Consider the following 18915-nt stretch of genomic DNA (forward strand, 5'->3'; position numbering starts at 1 on the left):
CAGAAGACCTTCGACCTGTCCTCGCTGGCGGGCCAGACGGTCACCCTGAAGTTCAACGGCGTGGAGGACTCCTCCCTCCAGACCAGCTTCGTCGTCGACGACACCTCCCTGACGACCAGCTGACCGGCGCGGACTGAACACCCGGTCCCGCACACGGAATCCGTCCGTGTGCGGGACACGCGTGCCTCGCGCTACGACCGGTAGCGGTACCGGATCCGGCCGCGGCTCAGGTCGTAGGGGCTGAGTTCCACGAGCACGCGGTCGTACGGCAGGATCTTGATGTAGTTCTTCCGGATCTTCCCGCTGATGTGGGCGAGCACCGTGTGCCCGTTCTCCAGTTCCACCCTGAAGGTGGCGTTGCGCAGGCACTCGGTGACGGTGCCCTCGACTTCCACGCCCCCTGATGTCTTCGTCATGGTCTCTCGCTTCTCCCGTACGGCGACGGGGTCTCGGTGTGGTGTGCTGTGGTGCGGCTGGGAGCGTCAGCGCAGGACCAGCTCCAGGGTGCCGGGCGCGCGCCGGGCACCGATGCTCTTGAACAGGGCGATGGCCGCCGCGTTGGACTCGTCCACCTCGGCCCATGCCGAGGCGGTACCGGAGCGGTGCAGCGCATCCAGCGCGTGGGCCAGCAGCGCCCGGGCGATGCCGCGGCGCCGGCTGTCCGACCGGACTGCGACCAGCCCGATCCGCGGCTGCCGGGTCAGCGGCCCCATGCGGAGCAGCCCCACGTACGCGTCGCCCTGCCGCGCCACGAAGTATTTCGACGGGTCGAGCACGGTGGTCCCCGCCGGGCGGGGCAGCACCTCGGCCGGCATCGTCCGCCAGCCGACGGTCGCCTCGACCTCGTCACGGACGAGGCGGTCCAGGGCGCGCAGCGGCCCCTCCTCCGCCTCGCCGGCGGGCACGACCGTCACCCCCGACGGGGGCCGCACCGAGCCGAGCCCGGTGATCCGCGGGTCGGTGGGCACGACACAGCCCCGCTCGTGGCGGGCGACGGCGAAGCCGGCCCGCTCCCAGGCGGACCTGGTGTCGTGGTCGGTCTCGTCGACGACGGTGTACAGGGGCGCCGGAAGGTCCGTCGACATCGCGTCGGCGAGACGGTCGAAGACCGCGCCGTGCCATGCGTCGACACTGATGAAGAGCCGTCCGTCGGGGCGGCGCGAGGCGTGGCCGCGGCCGACGGTCCGGTCGTCCTCCAGGGCGTGCCACTGCGTGTCCGCGACCCGCGTGACCACGACGGGATGGCTGTCCGCGCCGGGAATGGAACGCACAGGGTTCATAGGTGGTACCTCTCACAGGAGTGCCTTGACAGGGGCGCTCCCGGCGACACCTACGTCAACCGCCCACCGTGACGACAAGGGGGAGCACCCACACGAAAACAGCCTTCACGGGTCTCACCTCCTCGCTCTTTCTCACGGCTGCTCAGACGCTAGCAGCGAAGCCCTGCCGCACCAACTCATTTAGCGGAGCCCGGCGCCTCGCGCTGCGGGCCGGGGAGGCGCGGGTTAGCTTGACCCTGTTCCGATCCCTCGCGCTCACCCCCTGTCCTCCGGGCCGCAGGGGCGGAGGTCGTGCATGACCAGAACCGTGAACACGGAGCGTGGGCACCCGGCCCGCAGCCGACCGCGACCCCTCGCGGACACCTGGCGGGACCGGCGCCGGGACGGCTGGCCGGCCGCGGTCGCGGTGGCCTTCAGCCTCGCCCAACTCGCCCTCGTCCGGCCCGGCATGGGGCTGGGCTGGGACGAGACGGTGTACGTCAGCCAGGTCAGCGCGCATGTCCCCGCGGCGTTCTTCAGCGCGCCGCGCGCCCGGGGCGTCTCGCTGTTGGTGGCACCGATCGCCTCCTGGTCGTCGTCCACCGCGCTGCTGCGCATCTATCTGGCCCTGCTGTCGGGACTGGCACTGTTCCTCGCGCTGCGCGCCTGGCGCGGCCTGTTCCCCGCCCGGGTCCTCGCTCTCGGCGGCGCGCTCTTCGCGTCGCTGTGGGTGACGCTGTACTACGGCCCCCAGGCCATGCCCAACCTCTGGGTGGCGATCGGCGCCCTCGCCGGTACCGGCTGCTTCCTCCGTGCCCAGCAGGACCGCGCGCGGCGCGCTCCTGTGTGGGGCCTGGCGGCGAGCGCCGCGCTGATGGCGCTGATGCGCCCGACGGACGCGGTCTGGGCGTGCCTGCCGCTGCTCGCCGCGCCGGTCGTCGTACGGCGGTGGCGGCACTGGAAGCCGCCGGCCGCGCTCGTGGGAGGACTGGTGGCCGGGGCGGCCGAATGGGTCGTCGAGGCGTACACCGGGTACGGCGGTCTCGCCCGGCGGCTGGCCGACGGCTCCCGCATCCAGGGCGGGCTCGGCTGGAACCTCGCCGTGGACGACCAGGTGCGGAGCCTGGTCGGCCGCACGCTGTGCCGTCCGTGCGGCGGCGCGCTGCCGGATCCGGCGGTGTCCGCCTGGTGGTTCGCGCTCCCGGTCCTCGCGGCGCTCGCGCTGGTCGTCGCGGTCCGCGGCGGGCGTACGGCCGCCACGCTGACGCCGCTGGCCTGCGCCGCCACGGCCGCCTTCCCGTACCTGTTCCTGATCGGCTACGCCGCTCCCCGTTTCCTGCTCCCGGCCTACGCGCTGTTGGCGATTCCGGTTGCCGACGCCCTGGCGCACCTGGTCACCGCGGCGCCGCGCACCTGGCGTCCGGTGGCCGTGACGGTGGTGGCGCTCGGGCTCGCCGGGCATCTGGCGGTCCAGTTGGTGGTGCTGGAGCGCACGGTCGACGGGGCCACCGCCGGGCACCGCGGCTGGGCGCGGACGGCCCGGGCGCTGCACCGTCTGGGGGTGCGGGCGCCGTGCCTGGTGACCGGCGGCGACAACGTCCCGATCGCCTTCTACGCCGGCTGTTCCTCCGTCGACATCAGCGGTCACAACGCGAACACCACGGCGGCCGCCCTCACCCGGACGGCCCGGCGGATACCGGTCGCGGTCCTGACCGACGGCAGCAGCGCGCCGCCCTCCTACGCCCGCGCCTGGCCGTCCTTCCGGCGCGAAGGCCTGCGGATCTATGTGTCGCCCGCCGCACACGCACGAGAGAGCAGCAGTCCCCTCCCAGGCCCCGGCTGATCGGCCGTGCATCCCCACCGGTGCCTCAAGGCTGGAGGGGACAGGTGAGCGGGAGGACGCGTTCGGTCAGCCGGCCGGTGAGGTGGGTGTCGGTGAGCGCGGCGTCGGTGAGCCAGTCCGCCGCGGTCAGCTGGTCGACCAGGTGCCGCAACTCGCCGGTGCCGACCGGGACCCAGGAGGTGAGAGCGCCGTGGGGGAGGCCCTCACCGCCGGGACCGAGGCGTCCCGCGGCATCGCTCCGGGTGGCCAGCGTCAGGGCGAGCAGCCGGGTGCCGGCGCCGGCCTTGGCCTTGCGGAGCTTCTTGTCCGAGACCACCTTCTGGGCCCATCCGGAGAGTCTGGGCCGCATCTTCCTGCCGAACGTGAACGGGCTCCTGCCGTCCTCCCGGGGGACCAGGGAGGGGACGGTGACCGGGACGGGGTTCTCCGGCCGGGAGGCGAGCAGGTCGCCGGCGGTGCCCGGCAGGGTGAGCCAGCCGCAGCCGGTCAGCTGCTCGACCAGGTCCTCCGGATCGGTCAGGCCCAGCCCCGTGAGGTCCCGTCCGACGAGGTTGCCGGTGCCGGTGTGCGCGGTGCGCAACGTCACCATCAGCACCAGCAGCCGTGCGTCCGGTCCGGGCAGCGGGCTGTGGCCGGCCACGTACGCGAGGACGGAGCGCACGTGCTCCCACTGCGTCGGTACGGTCAGCAGCCGCGGCACGGCCGGACCGTCGACTCCGGCGATGCCGCCGGTGCGGTACTGGTGCTGGAGCCGGATGGTGGCCGCGGCCCGCTCGGCACGCTGCGCCTCCCACCGCAGAGCGCCGTCGCCGGTGGCATCGGCCCAGGCGGTGAAGGCGCGGGCCTTGCGTTCCTGGAGGCCGGCGAGCAGCTCCAGGTCGGGTTCGGCGCGCTGCTGGTAGGCGCGGAAGAGGCCACCCAGTTCTACGAGTTCGTCCCGCAGGGCGGCGGGCCGCAGGTCGTGCGGGATGACCCTTTGGGAGATCTTCGCCTGCGCGGGGCGGCGCCGGGCGGGTGCCGAGCGGGGAGCGGGAGCCCTCGCCCCGGCGGCGGCCTGACGGTCGGAGAACTGCGGCACGCCCATGCCCGCACCCGTGGTCGGACCCGCGCCGGGACCCGTGGCCGGGGCGGCCGGGCGGTCACCGGTCCGCGGGCCGGGCGCCCCGGAGACGGCCGCGGTCCGTGCTCCGGGGGTGGCGGCCGCGCACCGCGAGCAGCACTCCAAGGCCTGCCACCAGCGTCCTTCCTTGTCGGTGAGCACGGCCAGCACGACCGGTCCGCCGCACCGCCAGGGTTCGGCACGCGGATGCCGGGCGGCGTCGGACAGATGGGCGTGGCAGCCCTCGGCCCTGCACGCGCAGTACGCCCCGGCCCTGGGGGCGGGGGCTGCGCGCAGGTGGGCTTTGAGGTGGGCTGCCGCGGCCGCACGGCCGGCCGCCGCGGACGGCAGACGCTGCTCGGCGCACGCGGGACGGCTGCACGAGACGCGCACCGTCGCACTGCCCCGCCCCACGGGATCCATCCGCACCGTCCACCGGCGTCCCGGTACCCGCTCCTCCAGCTCGCTCACCGCGGCCTGCGTCATCCCGCTCTTCCTCCCGGTGTGTGCCCGCCCCCCGGGGGTCAACGAGCACCCCGCGGAGGCGGACACGACCAGGCGTCCATCGCGGCCGCGCGCGGCCACCGGTTCCAGCGATCTCCGCCCCGGTGGCCGCCGTAGCGGTCAGATGTCCCGGAAGATCTCGATCTGCGCTCCCACCGAGTTCAGACGCTCGGCGAGGTCCTCGTAACCGCGGTTGATGACGTAGACGTTGCGCAGCACCGAGGTGCCCTCGGCGGCCATCATCGCCAGCAGGACGACCACGGCCGGGCGCAGCGCGGGCGGGCACATCATCTCCGCGGCGCGCCAGCGGGTCGGGCCCTCGACCAGGACCCGGTGCGGGTCCAGCAGCTGGAGGCGGCCGCCGAGGCGGTTGAGGTCGGTGAGGTAGATCGCGCGGTTGTCGTAGACCCAGTCGTGGATGAGGGTCTTGCCCTGCGCGGTGGCCGCGATCGCCGCGAAGAACGGGACGTTGTCGATGTTCAGGCCCGGGAAGGGCATGGGGTGGATCTTGTCGATCGGCGCCTCGAGCTTGGAGGGGCGGACCGTCAGGTCGACCAGGCGGGTGCGGCCGTTGTCCGCGAAGTACTCGGGCGAGCGGTCGTGGTCGAGGCCCATCTCCTCCAGAACCGCCAGCTCGATCTCCAGGAACTCGATGGGGACGCGGCGCACGGTCAGTTCGGACTCGGTCACCACGGCGGCGGCCAGCAGGCTCATCGCCTCGACCGGGTCCTCGGAGGGGGAGTAGTCGACGTCGACGTCGATGTTCGGCACGCCGTGCACGGTCAGCGTGGTGGTGCCGATGCCCTCGACCGTGACGCCGAGGGCCTCCAGGAAGAAGCACAGGTCCTGGACCATGTAGTTGGAGGAGGCGTTGCGGATGACCGTCACGCCGTCGTGCCGGGCGGCGGCCAGCAGCGCGTTCTCGGTCACCGTGTCGCCGCGCTCGGTCAGGACGATCGGGCGGTCGGGCCGGACCGTGTGGTCGACCTGCGCGTGGTACTGGCCCTCGGTGGCGGCGATGTCCAGACCGAACCGGCGCAGCGCGATCATGTGCGGCTCGATGGTCCGGGTGCCGAGGTCGCAGCCGCCCGCGTAGGGCAGCTTGAAGTGGTCCATGCGGTGCAGCAGCGGGCCGAGGAACATGATGATGGAGCGGGTGCGGACGGCGGCCTCCGCGTCGATCGCCGCCATCTCCAGCTCGGCCGGCGGTACCAGCTCCAGGTCGACGCCGTCGTTGATCCAGCGGGTGCGCACGCCGATGGAGTTGAGCACCTCCAGCAGGCGGTAGACCTCCTCGATCCGCGCGACCCGGCGCAGCACCGTACGGCCCTTGTTGAGCAGGGAGGCGCACAGCAGCGCCACGCAGGCGTTCTTGCTCGTCTTCACGTCGATGGCGCCGGACAGCCGGCGGCCGCCCACGACCCGCAGGTGCATCGGGCCCGCGTAGCCGAGCGACACGATCTCGCTGTCCAGGGCCTCACCGATGCGGGCGATCATCTCAAGGCTGATGTTCTGGTTGCCCCGCTCGATGCGGTTGACCGCGCTCTGGCTGGTGCCGAGGGCCTCCGCGAGCTGCGTCTGTGTCCAGCCCCGGTGTTGCCGGGCGTCACGGATGAGCTTGCCGATGCGTACGAGGTAGTCGTCTGCCATGAGGTTGAGGCTATCTCAGATATGAGATGGCGCCCGATCGGGGGGTCCATTCGGGTGACGACACGTCAGTGGCCTGCGGTGTCGCGGAATGTACCGGACGCTTCGGCCGATGTCCGGTACATCCGGATCATATTGCTTCCGGGGGGTATCAGGCGGAAGATGGGTGCACGCGCGCGTACTGCTGAGTGAAGAGCAGATGCGGCTCGAAGGTGACGGCCGGTACGGGGGCGGGCCCGTAGGGCGGTGTGGCGGCGCCGACCGTGTACTGGAACCGCTCGGTTCCGCCGGAGTCCTCGCGTATCTCCACCACGCCCGGTTCCGGGCAGTGCCACGAAAACTCCTCGGTGTCCTCGCTCAGCGCGTTGACCACCGTCCCGCTGCCCCGGCCGTCCTCGCGGAACTCCAGCTCCGAGGCCTCCATGACGCCGACGTCGAAAGGGGAGCTGTCCCAGCGGCCGATCAGTGCGGTGTCGAGATGCATGGCTCCATGATCCCCGACCGGGGTGTGGGGGTGTCCGGGCATGACCATCGGGCGCCCATGTACTAGAGTTATCTCGACATCGAGATATCTGCCGAGGCGCACCGCAGCCGCCACCCCAGTAAGGGTCGCCTAACTTAGCCTTACCTTAGCGGATCGGCCCAGCCGGCGTGGCGGCAGGATTGACGGTGGTACGCGCACATCAATGAAGGAGACTGTCGTGTCGGCGAACAGCTTCGACGCCCGCAGCACGCTGCACGTGGGCGACGAGTCGTACGAGATCTTCCGGCTGGACAAGGTGGAGGGCTCGGCCCGCCTGCCGTACAGCCTCAAGGTCCTGCTGGAGAACCTGCTCCGCACGGAGGACGGCGCGAACATCACCGCCGACCACATCCGCGCCCTCGGCGGCTGGGACTCCCAGGCCCAGCCCAGCCAGGAGATCCAGTTCACGCCGGCCCGCGTGATCATGCAGGACTTCACCGGCGTGCCGTGCGTCGTGGACCTCGCGACCATGCGTGAGGCCGTGAAGGAACTGGGCGGCGACCCCGCCAAGATCAACCCGCTGGCCCCCGCCGAGCTGGTCATCGACCACTCGGTCATCGCCGACAAGTTCGGCACCAACGACGCCTTCAAGCAGAACGTCGAGCTGGAGTACGGCCGCAACAAGGAGCGCTACCAGTTCCTGCGCTGGGGCCAGACCGCCTTCGACGAGTTCAAGGTCGTCCCGCCGGGCACCGGCATCGTCCACCAGGTGAACATCGAGCACCTGGCCCGTGTCGTGATGGTCCGCGACGGCAAGGCCTACCCGGACACCCTGGTCGGCACCGACTCGCACACCACCATGGTCAACGGCCTCGGCGTCCTCGGCTGGGGCGTCGGCGGCATCGAGGCCGAGGCCGCCATGCTCGGCCAGCCGGTCTCCATGCTGATCCCGCGCGTCGTCGGCTTCAAGCTGACCGGCGAGCTCCAGCCCGGCACCACCGCCACCGACCTCGTCCTCACCATCACCGAGATGCTGCGCAAGCACGGTGTGGTCGGCAAGTTCGTCGAGTTCTACGGCGAGGGTGTGGCCGCCACCTCCCTGGCCAACCGCGCCACCATCGGCAACATGTCGCCGGAGTTCGGCTCCACCGCCGCGATCTTCCCGATCGACGACGAGACCCTGAACTACCTGCGCCTGACCGGCCGCTCCGAGCAGCAGGTCGCGCTGGTCGAGGCCTACGCCAAGGAGCAGGGCCTCTGGCTGGACCCGAAGGCCGAGCCGGACTTCTCCGAGAAGCTCGAGCTGGACCTGTCCACGGTCGTCCCGTCCATCGCCGGCCCGAAGCGCCCGCAGGACCGCATCGTCCTCGCCAACGCCGCCGAGCAGTTCAAGCTGGACGTCCGCAACTACGTCGACGACGTCGACGAGGCGGGCAAGGAGTCCTTCCCGGCCTCCGACGCCCCGGCCGCCCACCCCAACGGCTTCCCGTCCAACCCCTGCCAGGTCACCGCCCCCGACGGCACGACCTACGAGCTGGACCACGGTGCGGTGACGGTCGCGGCCATCACCTCCTGCACCAACACCTCCAACCCGTACGTCATGATCGGCGCCGCCCTGGTCGCCAAGAAGGCGGTCGAGAAGGGCCTGACCCGCAAGCCGTGGGTCAAGTCCACCCTCGCCCCGGGTTCGAAGGTCGTCACCGACTACTTCGAGAAGGCCGGCCTCACCCCGTACCTGGACAAGCTGGGCTTCAACCTCGTCGGCTACGGCTGCACCACCTGCATCGGCAACTCCGGCCCGCTGCCGGAGGAGGTCTCCAAGGCCGTCAACGACCACGACCTCGCCGTCACCTCGGTGCTGTCCGGCAACCGCAACTTCGAGGGCCGGATCAACCCGGACGTCAAGATGAACTACCTGGCGTCCCCGCCGCTGGTCGTCGCGTACGCCATCGCGGGCTCCATGAAGGTGGACATCACCCGTGACGCCCTGGGCACCGACCAGGACGGCAACCCGGTCTACCTGAAGGACATCTGGCCGACCGAGGCCGAGGTCAACGAGGTCGTGGCCGCCGCCATCGGCGAGGACATGTTCTCCAAGTCCTACCAGGACGTCTTCGCGGGCGACGCGCAGTGGCAGTCCCTGCCGGTCCCGACCGGCAACACCTTCGAGTGGGACCCGGAGTCCACCTACGTCCGCAAGCCCCCGTACTTCGAGGGCATGGGCATGGAGCCGGCCCCGGTCGAGGACATCGCCGGCGCCCGCGTCCTGGCCAAGCTCGGCGACTCGGTGACGACGGACCACATCTCGCCCGCCGGCGCCATCAAGGCCGACACCCCGGCCGGCAAGTACCTCACCGAGCACGGTGTGGAGCGTCGTGACTTCAACTCCTACGGCTCCCGCCGTGGCAACCACGAGGTCATGATCCGCGGTACGTTCGCCAACATCCGCCTGCGCAACCAGATCGCGCCGGGCACCGAGGGCGGCTACACCCGCGACTTCACCCAGCCCGACGCCCCGGTGTCCTTCATCTACGACGCCTCGCAGAACTACCAGGCCGCCGGCATCCCGCTGGTCGTCCTGGCCGGCAAGGAGTACGGCTCCGGCTCGTCCCGCGACTGGGCGGCCAAGGGCACCGCGCTCCTCGGCGTCAAGGCCGTCATCGCCGAGTCGTACGAGCGCATCCACCGCTCGAACCTCATCGGCATGGGCGTGCTCCCGCTCCAGTTCCCGGAGGGCGCCTCGGCCGAGTCCCTCGGCCTGACCGGCGAGGAGACCTTCTCCATCTCCGGCGTCACCGAGCTGAACAACGGCACCACGCCGCGCACGGTCAAGGTCACCACCGACACCGGTGTCGAGTTCGACGCGGTCGTCCGCATCGACACCCCCGGTGAGGCCGACTACTACCGCAACGGCGGCATCATGCAGTACGTGCTGCGCAGCCTGATCCGCAAGTAAGCGGTACGGCACAGCGGTCCAGGGCCGCATCCCCACCACCGGGGATGCGGCCCTTCGCCGTACCCCTCCCATAACTAACGCCGCCGCGTCCGGTGCCGCCGCACGGCCCGCACCGTCTCCTCCGCCTCGGCCTGCGGCACGGTCACGGCGATGCGGGTGAAGGGGGCGCCGGGCCGGAGGCCGACCAGGACGGCCGGGCCGCCGCTGCGCACCGCCACGAAGTCCCGTCCGGCGGGATGACGGCGCTCGCCCAGGCAGTGTGCCGGGCGGTGCGTGCCGTTCACCGGCGATCCGCGCAGCGTCCGCCACCAGTCGGGCTCGATCCGCGCGGCCTCCACCACCGTCCAGGGCAGCCGGATCGTGCCGCGCCGCGCCCGGAGCCGTTCGCTCAAGGACAGCCGCAGCACCAGTCCGCCGTCCTCGACGAGCAGCCGTGCCATGGCAGAACCTCCCTCCTCTCCAGTTTCCGCCGTCCGACCGGTGCACGGCCGTTTACACCGGAGGCCGTCGGCGCTAGCTTCCCAAGCAGTGGGGTGGGAGCGCTCCCATCGCTCGGTGGACCGGAACCCGCCGCGCCTGGGGGCGGCCCACCCCACGGCTTCCCTCTTCCGTACGCGACCTCGACACCAAAGGCTGTTATGTCATGCTCGCGACAACCATGATCCCGGGTGCGCGATTACCGCGCCGCACCCGTCGCACCCGCCGCACAGCCCTGCTCCTCGTTCTGCTGGCCCTCCTCACCGCCCTGCCCGCCCTCGGCCTCGTCCTCGCCGCCGGCACCCCCGCCTCGGCCCACGGCACGCCGTTGAAGCCCGGCAGCCGGACCTTCCTGTGCTGGCAGGACGCGCTCACCGGCACCGGCGAGATCAAGCCCGTGAACCCGGCCTGCCGGGCGGCCCAGCAGGCCGGCGGCACCACGCCGTTCTACAACTGGTTCTCGGTGCTGCGCTCCGACGGCGCCGGCCGCACCCGCGGCTTCGTGCCGGACGGCCGGCTGTGCAGCGGCGGAAACCCCGCCTTCGCCGGCTTCGACCTCGCCCGCGACGACTGGCCGGTGACCCATCTGACCGCCGGCGCCACCATCGACTTCTCCTACAACGCCTGGGCGGCACACCCCGGTTGGTTCCGCGTCTACATCACCAAGGACACCTACGACCCGACCAAGCCGCTCACCTGGGACGACATGGAGGACCAGCCCTTCCTCACCATCGACCACCCGCCACTCCAAGGCACCCCCGGCACGGTCGACGGCCACTACTCCTGGACCGGCACGCTGCCCCGGAACAAGTCCGGACGGCACATCATCTACATGGTCTGGCAGCGCTCGGACAGCACCGAGACCTTCTACTCCTGCTCCGACGTGGTCTTCGACGGCGGCAACGGCGAGGTCACCGGCGTCCACGACCCCGGCCACCCCACCGGACCGCCGCCCGGCACCTGCACCGCCACCCGCACCACCACCGGCAGCTGGCCCGGCGGCTACCAGTCCCAGGTGACCGTCACCAACACCGGTGACGTCCCCATGCTCGGCTGGATGGTCGGCTGGACCCTGCCCTCCGGCCAGTCCGTGGCCAGTGTCTGGAACGGCAACGCCACCTACTCCGGACAGGACGTGATGGTCCACAACGCGGACTACGACGGCGCCCTGAGTCCGGGGCAGAGCACGACCTTCGGCTATGTCGTCCAGGGCGACGGCGGGGACGGCACCACGACCCTGCCCTGCCAGGTCGGCTGACCGGCGGCGGAGGTGCGGGAAGGATCGGCGGGCCCGCACCTCCGTGCCCGACCGCGCCCCGGGAGGGCCCGCCCGAGTGACGCCACCGGCGTGCCTGCACGCCCGGACGCCCCGCCGCCGGTACCGGTGGCGCACGTGCGTTTCAGACCCGTGTCCCTGCTGCTGGCCGCGCTCCTCACGGCCGGTGCCACCACCCCCGCCCCGGCGGCGACCGCGGCTCGGCCCGCGCTCGTCGCCGACCCCACGGCGTACGTCGATCCACTGATCGGCACCCGCAACGGCGGCAACGTCTTCCCCGGCGCCGTCGTGCCCTTCGGCATGCTCTCCTGGAGCCCGGAGAACACCCGGGGCGACGCCACCCGGACCGCCGCCCCCGGTGGCTACCAGTACGACGCCCCCCGCATCCGCGGCTTCAGCCTCACCCACATGTCCGGCACCGGCTGCGCCGGCGGCAGCGGCGACATCCCCTTCTACCCCCACGCCGGCGAGGTCACCTCCTCCCCGGCGAGCGACACCGGCAACGCCGTCTACGCCTCCGACTTCAGCCACAGTGACGAGCGGGCCGAGCCCGGCCACTACGCGGTCCGCCTCGCCTCCGGAGCCGGCGCCGACCTCACCGCCACCGCACGCACCGGCTCGGGCCGCTTCACCTTCCCGGCCGGCAGGCCCGCCGCACTGCTCGTCCGCACCGCCGACTCCGAAGTGGGCTCGGCGGACTCGACCGTCCGTATCGACCCCGCCGGACGCACCGTCTCCGGCTCCGTCACCTCCGGCAACTTCTGCGGCTACCTCGACCCGGAGGGCCGGCGCGCCTACTACACCCTGTACTTCACCGCGCACTTCGACCGCCCCTTCACCACCACCGGCACCTGGAAGGACGGCACGCTTGCCCCCGGCACCCGCCAGACCTCCGGCGGCACCGGCGGCTTCGCCCACGACGGACGGCCGGTCGCGGGCAAGGGCGCCGGCGGATACGTGACGTTCGCGCCCGGCACCACGGCGGTGCACGTCAAGGTCGGCATCTCCTACGTCGGTCCGGCCGGGGCCGAGGCCAACCTCGCCGCGGAGAACCCGCCCGGCCGCTCCTTCGACGCCGTCCGGGAGGCGGCCCGCCGCGCCTGGCGGGACCGCCTCGCCGCCATCCGCGTCGGCGGCGGCACGGACGCCGAGCGGACCACCTTCTACACCGCGCTGTACCACGCGCTGCTGCATCCCGGCGTCATCAGCGACGCCGACCGCAGATACCGCGGCAGCGACGGCGAGGTGCACCCGGTGGGCCCCGGCCACCGCGCCCAGTACGGCACCTTCTCCGGCTGGGACGTCTACCGCGACCAGCTCCAGCTGCTCACCCTCCTCGACCCCCGCACCGGCTCCGACATCGCCCAGTCGCTGTACACCCTGGCCCGGCAGAACGGCGGCACCTGGGACCGCTGGCTGCACGGCGCGAGCGGCACCCATGTCATGAACGGCGACCCCGCGCCGACCGCGCTGGCCGGGATCCACGCCTTCGGCGGCACCGACTTCGATCTGAAGGGCGCGCTGGACTCTCTGGTGCGGGCGGCGACTGTACCCACACCGCAGGACCTGTCCGCCGCCGGGCGGCCGGTGCTCTCCGTCGGCCAGCGGCCCTCGCTCGACCGGTACCTCGCCCTGCACTACATGCCCAGCACCTCCAACGCCTGGGGCGGTGCCGCCGAGACCCTGGAGATGTCCACGGCCGACTTCTCCCTCTCCCGGCTCGCCGCGGCCGCGGGCCGGCCGGACATGGCAGCCGCCTTCGCCCGGCGCGCCCAGTGGTGGCAGAACACCTTCGACATCGCCGCCGACCCCGGCGGCGGCTACATCGCCGACCGCAGGGCCGACGGCGGCTGGGTCACCGACTTCACCCCCGGCACCGGCGCCGGCTTCGTCGAGGGCACGGCGGCCCAGTACACCTGGATGGTCCCGCACAACCCGGCCGGGCTGTTCGCCGCGATGGGCGGCCGCGGGAAGGCCCTCGCCCGGCTCGACGCCTTCTTCCACGACCCCGGCGGCGGCTGGGCCTTCACCGGCAGCGGCGGCACCCGGGCCGAGCTGGACAACGAGCCGTCGATCAACGTGCCCTATCTGTACGACTACGCCGGGGCCCCGTACCGCACGCAGCAGACCGTGCGCGCGGCGATGCGGCTGCTGTGGTCGGCCGCACCCGGCGGCATCCCGGGCAACGACGACCTCGGCGCCATGTCCTCCTGGTACGTCTTCGCCGCCCTCGGCATGTACCCCCAGGTGCCCTCGCGGGCCGAACTGGTCCTCGCCTCACCGCTGTTCCCGCGGATCGAGATCCACCGCCCGTACGGCAACGACATCTCCGTCCGCGCCCCGCGGGCGGCGGCCGACGCGCCCTACGTACGGTCCCTGAGGGTCGACGGTCTCGTCTCCCGGCGCCCGTGGCTGCCTGCGTCCTTCGTCCGGGACGGCGGCCGGCTCGACTACACGCTGTCCGCCACCCCCGACCGCACCTGGGGAGCGGACGCCCCGCCGCCGTCCTTCCGGGCGGGCGAGCAGCCGTACCAGTTCGCGGTGGGCCCCACCACCGCCACCCTGGCACCCGGCGGCAGGACCAGGATCGCCGTGCGCGCGCTGGCGCTGCGCGGCGGCGCCGGGCCCGGGGTGCGCTTCCGGGTGACGGCCCCGGCCGGTGTCACGGCCGCCCCCACCGAGGGCACGGTGACCGGCGGCAGCCGGGAGATCACGCTCACCGCGGCCGAGGGTGCCGCCCAGGGCTTCGCCGACGTGCGGGTCACCCTCACCGCGGGGGGCACGTCGTACACGCAGCCCGTCGCACTGACCGTGGCCGCGCCGGGCACTCTGCTCGCCGCCTACGACTCGACGGGGGTGTCCGACGACACCGGCGACCACACCGAGGCCGACTTCGACGGCGGTGGCTTCAGCTACTCCCGGCAGGCCCTCGCCGCGGCCGGACTGCGGGCCGGTGCGCACGGCACGGCCGGCGGGCTCGGGTTCGTCTGGCCGGACTCGCCCGCCGGCCGTCCCGACAACGCCTCGGCCCACGGCCAGACCATCGAACTCCCACCCGGGACACGGGCGTTGTCTTTCGTCGGCGGTGCGGTCGACGGCGACCGGCGGGCCGCCGCGACCGTCACCTACAGCGACGGCACCACCGGCACCGCCGATCTGTCCTTCACCGACTGGACGGCCGACGGCGGCAGCGGCACCGTCCGGTACGGCAACGAGGTGGTCGCCACGATGCCGTACCGCAATGCCGCGGGCTCCGGGCGGGACCCGGTGACCACGTACGTCCTCGCCACGACGCCGCACCGGGCGCCGCCCGGCAGGACGCTCAGGAGCGTACGGCTGCCGGACGACGCGGGCCTGCACGTGTTCGCCCTGGCCACCGGCTGAGCGCCCGCGGGAGGCGGCTCAGGCCAGCAGCTCCACCTCCGCCAGCGTCGACGCGCCGTCCAGGACCAGCCGGTACTTCGTCCAGAGGCCCGGCTCGGCGATGGTGAAGGCCCTGGTCTGCCGGTCCCAGGTGAACGTTTCGCCGGAGCGGTGGTCCAGGGTCTGCCAGGTGCTGCCGTCCGTCGAGCCCTGGAGGGTCCAGCCGGTCGGCGCCGTGCCGCGGTCCGTCGAGGAGGTCAGGGTGTACTGGACGGCCCGGGTGGCCTCCCCGACCGGCAGGTCCACCGAGGTGACCGTCGCGTCGGTCGCCGAGGTGTTGTCGAACAGGGCGCCGTCCCCCTTCAGCACGTCGGCGCGCGGCGCCGGCACCTTGTCGTCCTGGGTGACCGAGACGGGCGCCGCGTCCTCCCCGGTGCCCCAGGTGGACGGCTCGGCGCCCATGCGGAACTCCAGCACACCGCCCCGGGCCAGCAGCGAGTGGGGCAGCGATGTGGAGGTCCACGGGCGGCCGTTGAAGGTGACGCCCTGGACGTAGACGTTCCGCGCGCTGTTGGCCGGGGCCTTGACGACCAGGTCGTGGCCGTTCTCCAGGTGCACGGTGGCCTTCTTGAACAGCGGGGAGCCGATGGTGTAGTCGCCGCTGCCCATGACCAGGGGGTAGAAGCCGAGCGCGGAGAAGAGGTACCAGCCGGACTGCTCGCCGTTGTCCTCGTCGCCGTGGTAGCCCTGCCCGATCTCGCTGCCGAGGTAGAGCCGGGAGAGGATCTCGCGGACCGTCGCCTGGGTCTTCCAGGGCTCGTCGGCCGCGTCGTACATGTAGGCGATGTGGTGCGCGGGCTGGTTGGACTGGCCGAGCATGCCCATCCGGACGTCCCGCGCCTCGGTCATCTCGTGGATGACGCCGCCGTAGGAGCCGACGAAGTCCGGCGAGGCCGTCTCCGGGGTGGCGAAGAACGCGTCGAGCTTGTCCGCGAGGCCCTGCCGGCCGCCGTACAGGTTGGCCAGGCCCCGGCTGTCCTGCGGGACGCTGAAGGCGTAGCCCCAGCCGTTGGTCTCCGTGTAGTCGTAGCCCCACACGCGCGGGTCGTACGACGCGGAGTCGACCCGCCGGCCGCCGTCTGGGTCGCGGCCCTGGAAGAAGCCCGCCCTGGGGTCGAACAGCCGCACATAGTCCCGGGCGCGGTTGAGGAAGTACGCGGACTCCTCCCGGTAGCGGCGCTCGCCCGTCCTGCGGTACAGCTCCTGGCCCATCCGGGCGATGCCGTAGTCGTTGACGTACCCCTCCATCGCCCAGGACAGGCCCTCGCCGGTGGCGGTGCTGGTGTAGCCGAGGAAGGGCGAGGTGGCCATGCCCTTGCGGCCCACCCCGGACATCGGCGGGACGACGGTGGCGTTCTTCAGAGCCGCCTCGTACGCGGCCCGCGCGTCGAACTTCACGCCCTTGACATAGGCGTCGGCGAAGGCCACGTCCGAGGAGGTGCCGGTCATCAGGTCGGCGTAGCCGGGGGAGGACCAGCGGGAGGTCCAGCCGCCGTCCTTGTACTGCTGTATGAACCCGTCCACCATCTCGCCCGCCTGGCCGGGGGTGAGCAGCGAGTAGGCCGGCCAGGTGGTCCGGTAGGTGTCCCAGAAGCCGTTGTTGACGTACACCTTCCCCTCGACGATCTTCGCGCCGGTGTGCGTCGGGGTGTCCTGGGCCGGCATGGGGGAGAAGGGCGAGGCGTACGCGTAGGTCCCGCCCACCTTCTCGAAGCCGGAGTTCGGATAGAGGTACAGCCGGTACATGCTGGAGTACAGCGTGGTCAGCTGGTCCGGGCTCGCGCCCTCCACCTCGACCCTGCCCAGCAGCCGGTCCCAGGTGCGCTGCGCGCGGTCCCGGACCGTGTCGAAGGAGGTGCCGTCCGGGATCTCCTGGCGCAGGTTGTCCTCCGCCTGGTCGACGCTGATGAGCGAGGTCGCCAGGCGCAGCGTGACGGTGCGGTCGGCGCCCGCGGCGAACCGCAGATAGCCCTTCACCCCGCTGGAGCCGCCGTCCGTCACCGGCTTGTCGAAGACGCCGTACACGAACAGCCGGGTCGCGCCCGTGGACAGGCCCGACTTCACGTCCGAGTAGCCGGTCACGACCCCGTGCTCCTGGTCCAGGGTCAGGCCCGCCTGCTCGGTGACATTGTCGAAGAGCACGCTCGCGTCGTCACCGGGATAGGTGAAGCGCAGGACGGCCGCGTGGTCGGTCGGGGCCAGCTCGGCCTTGAGGCCGTTCTCGAAGCGGACGCCGTAGTAGTACGGCCGCGCGGTCTCGTTCTCGTGCCGGAACGGCAGCTCGCGCGCCGTCCGGCCGGTGGCGGGGGTGCCGTGCACGGCCGAGGGCATCACCTGGAAGGTCTGCCGGTCGCCCATCCACGGGCTCGGCTCATGGCTCGCGCTGAACGCCTGGATGGTCGGCAGGTTGTCGGCGTTGTTCGCACGTGCGTATTCGTACAGCCAGCTCAGCGAGGACGCGTTGGTCACCGGCGTCCAGAAGTTGAAGCCGTGCGGCAGGGCCGTGGCCGGGAAGTCGTTGCCGCGCGAGAAGCTGCCGCTGGAGTTGGTGCCCCGGGTGGTCAGCGCATAGTCCGAGAGATGCGCCTTCGGCGGCTGGGGCGGTACGGGACGCAGCGCGAGGTCGTCGATCCAGCCGCGGAACTTCGCCGGGCCGTCGGGGGAGTCGTACGCCACCAGGATCCGGTCGACCGTCCGGCCGGCCGCCACCGAGCCGATCCGGGAGACCACGTTGTTCCACTGGTTGACGTACAGCGACTTGGAGGCGCCCTGCCCGCGCGGCGACAGCGGGAACCCGTGCTGGTCGAGCGCGCCCAGGTCGCTCAGATAGCTGCCGTCGGTGAAGGCCAGGTCCACGGAGACGTTCGTGGCGTCGTAGTCGCGGTCGCCGTCGGCCATCGACGGGAAGATCCGGTACGCCAGCTCGGTGTCGCCGCCGACCTTCACGTTCACGTCGAACACCTTGTTGTACGAGTAGGCGCGGCCGCCCGCGGTGTGCCGACCGGCGTAACGCAGGGCCCGCTTTCCGGTGAACCCGGCGCGGGCCTTGGCCGTGGGGGAGCCGGTCGGGCCCTTGTCGACCAGGGTCAGCATGTCCTGCGGCACCGGGCCGCCCCCGCCGCCGGTGGAGAACTGCACGTCGGCGAGTTGGAGGATCCCGGTGGCGCCGTTGTTGCGGGTCACCTCCAGACGGAAGTGCTGGTACTCGGCCGGCTGGTCGAGGTCGTACGACTTCGTCTGGTACCGCTCGTCGAAGGTCTCGCCGGAGCGGGTGTCGACGGTCTTCCAGTCCTTGCCGTCGGTGGAGCCGAGCAGCGTCCAGTCGCGCGGGTCGCGTTCGGCGTTGTCGTTGGCCGAGGTGAGCGCGTAGGTCACCAGTTTGACCGGTTTGTCGAGGTCGAACTCCACCCATCCGGTGGATTCGAAGGTCAGCCACTTGGTGCCGGGCTCGCCGTCGGCGAGGTTCTCCTTGACCTCGCCCGCGCCCTTGTTCTCGCCGCTCGCCCGGATGTCGGTGACATGGTCGGTGACATTGCCCGGGATGCCGGTGCTGTAGCCGCCGTCCACGCCCGAGGCGCGTTTGCCGCCGTCGGGGCCGGTGTCGACGGTGTTGAGCCAGTCGGGTGCCGGATCGCCCGTCTCGAACGAGGATGCGAACTCGCGGTCGGGGACCGGGTCCTTGGCGGGCAGCGCGACCGCGGCGCCGTGGGCGCCGGCCGCCATGACAAAGGCGGCCGTGAGGACGACCGCCGGACCGTGTCTGTGCCGAGTTCTCCGCTGCATCTACGGATTCCCCTCCTGCGCCCCCTTGAGACAACGTTGTCAGCTTCGGGGCACGGACACCAGTAGGTGGTCAAGTGGCCGTTGATGTCAAGGGCGTTGGGTGTGGCATTCAGGGACTTGTGTCGCGGGTTTTTCCACCCGGCCGGCCCCGGGGGCGCCAGATTTCCGCGAGGTCTCAACTCGGA

General features: G+C 71.9%; 11 protein-coding genes and 1 pseudogene. 5 read left to right on the forward strand and 7 right to left on the reverse strand.

Features of this window, described 5'->3' with window-relative positions; all coding sequences use genetic code 11:
• Positions 1–123, forward strand: a pseudogene (locus ACWCV9_RS16780) (neutral zinc metalloprotease); the annotation flags it as partial.
• A 68-nt stretch (positions 124–191) separates the two neighbouring features.
• Here ACWCV9_RS16780 and infA read toward each other — a convergent pair.
• Together infA and ACWCV9_RS16790 are read right to left on the reverse strand one after the other, a co-directional pair.
• Complete coding sequence (gene infA, locus ACWCV9_RS16785; protein WP_385840556.1) at positions 192–416, reverse strand: translation initiation factor IF-1; 225 nt, start codon at positions 414–416, stop codon at positions 192–194.
• A gap of 66 nt (positions 417–482) precedes the next feature.
• Positions 483–1280, reverse strand: a complete 798-nt coding sequence (locus ACWCV9_RS16790; protein ID WP_450787378.1) for a GNAT family N-acetyltransferase — start codon at positions 1278–1280, stop codon at positions 483–485.
• A gap of 295 nt (positions 1281–1575) precedes the next feature.
• Between ACWCV9_RS16790 and ACWCV9_RS16795 the strand changes: the two genes are divergently transcribed.
• The gene (locus ACWCV9_RS16795; protein ID WP_450787380.1) at positions 1576–3102 is read left to right on the forward strand and encodes a hypothetical protein; all 1527 of its coding nucleotides are present in this window, start codon (positions 1576–1578) and stop codon (positions 3100–3102) included.
• A gap of 25 nt (positions 3103–3127) precedes the next feature.
• Here ACWCV9_RS16795 and ACWCV9_RS16800 read toward each other — a convergent pair whose 3' ends face one another.
• From ACWCV9_RS16800 to ACWCV9_RS16810, 3 genes are all read right to left on the reverse strand, one after another.
• Entirely contained in the window at positions 3128–4687 is a 1560-nt protein-coding gene (locus tag ACWCV9_RS16800) for a hypothetical protein (protein WP_450787382.1), read from the reverse strand.
• A 138-nt stretch (positions 4688–4825) separates the two neighbouring features.
• Positions 4826–6355, reverse strand: coding sequence for a helix-turn-helix domain-containing protein (locus tag ACWCV9_RS16805; RefSeq protein ID WP_450787384.1), 1530 nt, complete (start codon positions 6353–6355; stop codon positions 4826–4828).
• A 148-nt stretch (positions 6356–6503) separates the two neighbouring features.
• Entirely contained in the window at positions 6504–6836 is a 333-nt protein-coding gene (locus tag ACWCV9_RS16810) for a hypothetical protein (RefSeq protein WP_450787386.1), read from the reverse strand.
• Positions 6837–7053: 217 nt separating this feature from the next.
• On the opposite strand from ACWCV9_RS16810, the gene acnA reads away from it, so the two are divergent.
• Positions 7054–9771 (forward strand): aconitate hydratase AcnA, encoded by a 2718-nt coding sequence (gene acnA, locus ACWCV9_RS16815; protein WP_450787388.1) that lies wholly within the window; start codon positions 7054–7056, stop codon positions 9769–9771.
• A 74-nt stretch (positions 9772–9845) separates the two neighbouring features.
• On the opposite strand, the gene ACWCV9_RS16820 is transcribed toward acnA, so the two are convergent.
• A complete protein-coding gene (locus ACWCV9_RS16820; protein WP_450787390.1) occupies positions 9846–10211 on the reverse strand; it encodes a hypothetical protein in 366 nt (121 codons plus the stop codon).
• A 203-nt stretch (positions 10212–10414) separates the two neighbouring features.
• Between ACWCV9_RS16820 and ACWCV9_RS16825 the strand changes: the two genes are divergently transcribed.
• Both ACWCV9_RS16825 and ACWCV9_RS16830 read left to right on the forward strand, forming a co-directional pair.
• The gene (locus ACWCV9_RS16825; protein ID WP_450787392.1) at positions 10415–11506 is read left to right on the forward strand and encodes a lytic polysaccharide monooxygenase auxiliary activity family 9 protein; all 1092 of its coding nucleotides are present in this window, start codon (positions 10415–10417) and stop codon (positions 11504–11506) included.
• Between the two features lie 135 nt (positions 11507–11641).
• On the forward strand, positions 11642–14908 hold the full coding sequence (locus ACWCV9_RS16830) for a GH92 family glycosyl hydrolase (RefSeq protein WP_450787394.1): 3267 nt from the start codon (positions 11642–11644) through the stop codon (positions 14906–14908).
• An 18-nt stretch (positions 14909–14926) separates the two neighbouring features.
• Here ACWCV9_RS16830 and ACWCV9_RS16835 read toward each other — a convergent pair whose 3' ends face one another.
• Entirely contained in the window at positions 14927–18730 is a 3804-nt protein-coding gene (locus tag ACWCV9_RS16835; RefSeq protein ID WP_450787396.1) for a GH92 family glycosyl hydrolase, read from the reverse strand.
• Between the last annotated feature and the right edge of the window lie 185 nt (positions 18731–18915).

It is taken from the genome of Streptomyces sp. NPDC001606, from assembly GCF_053596835.1.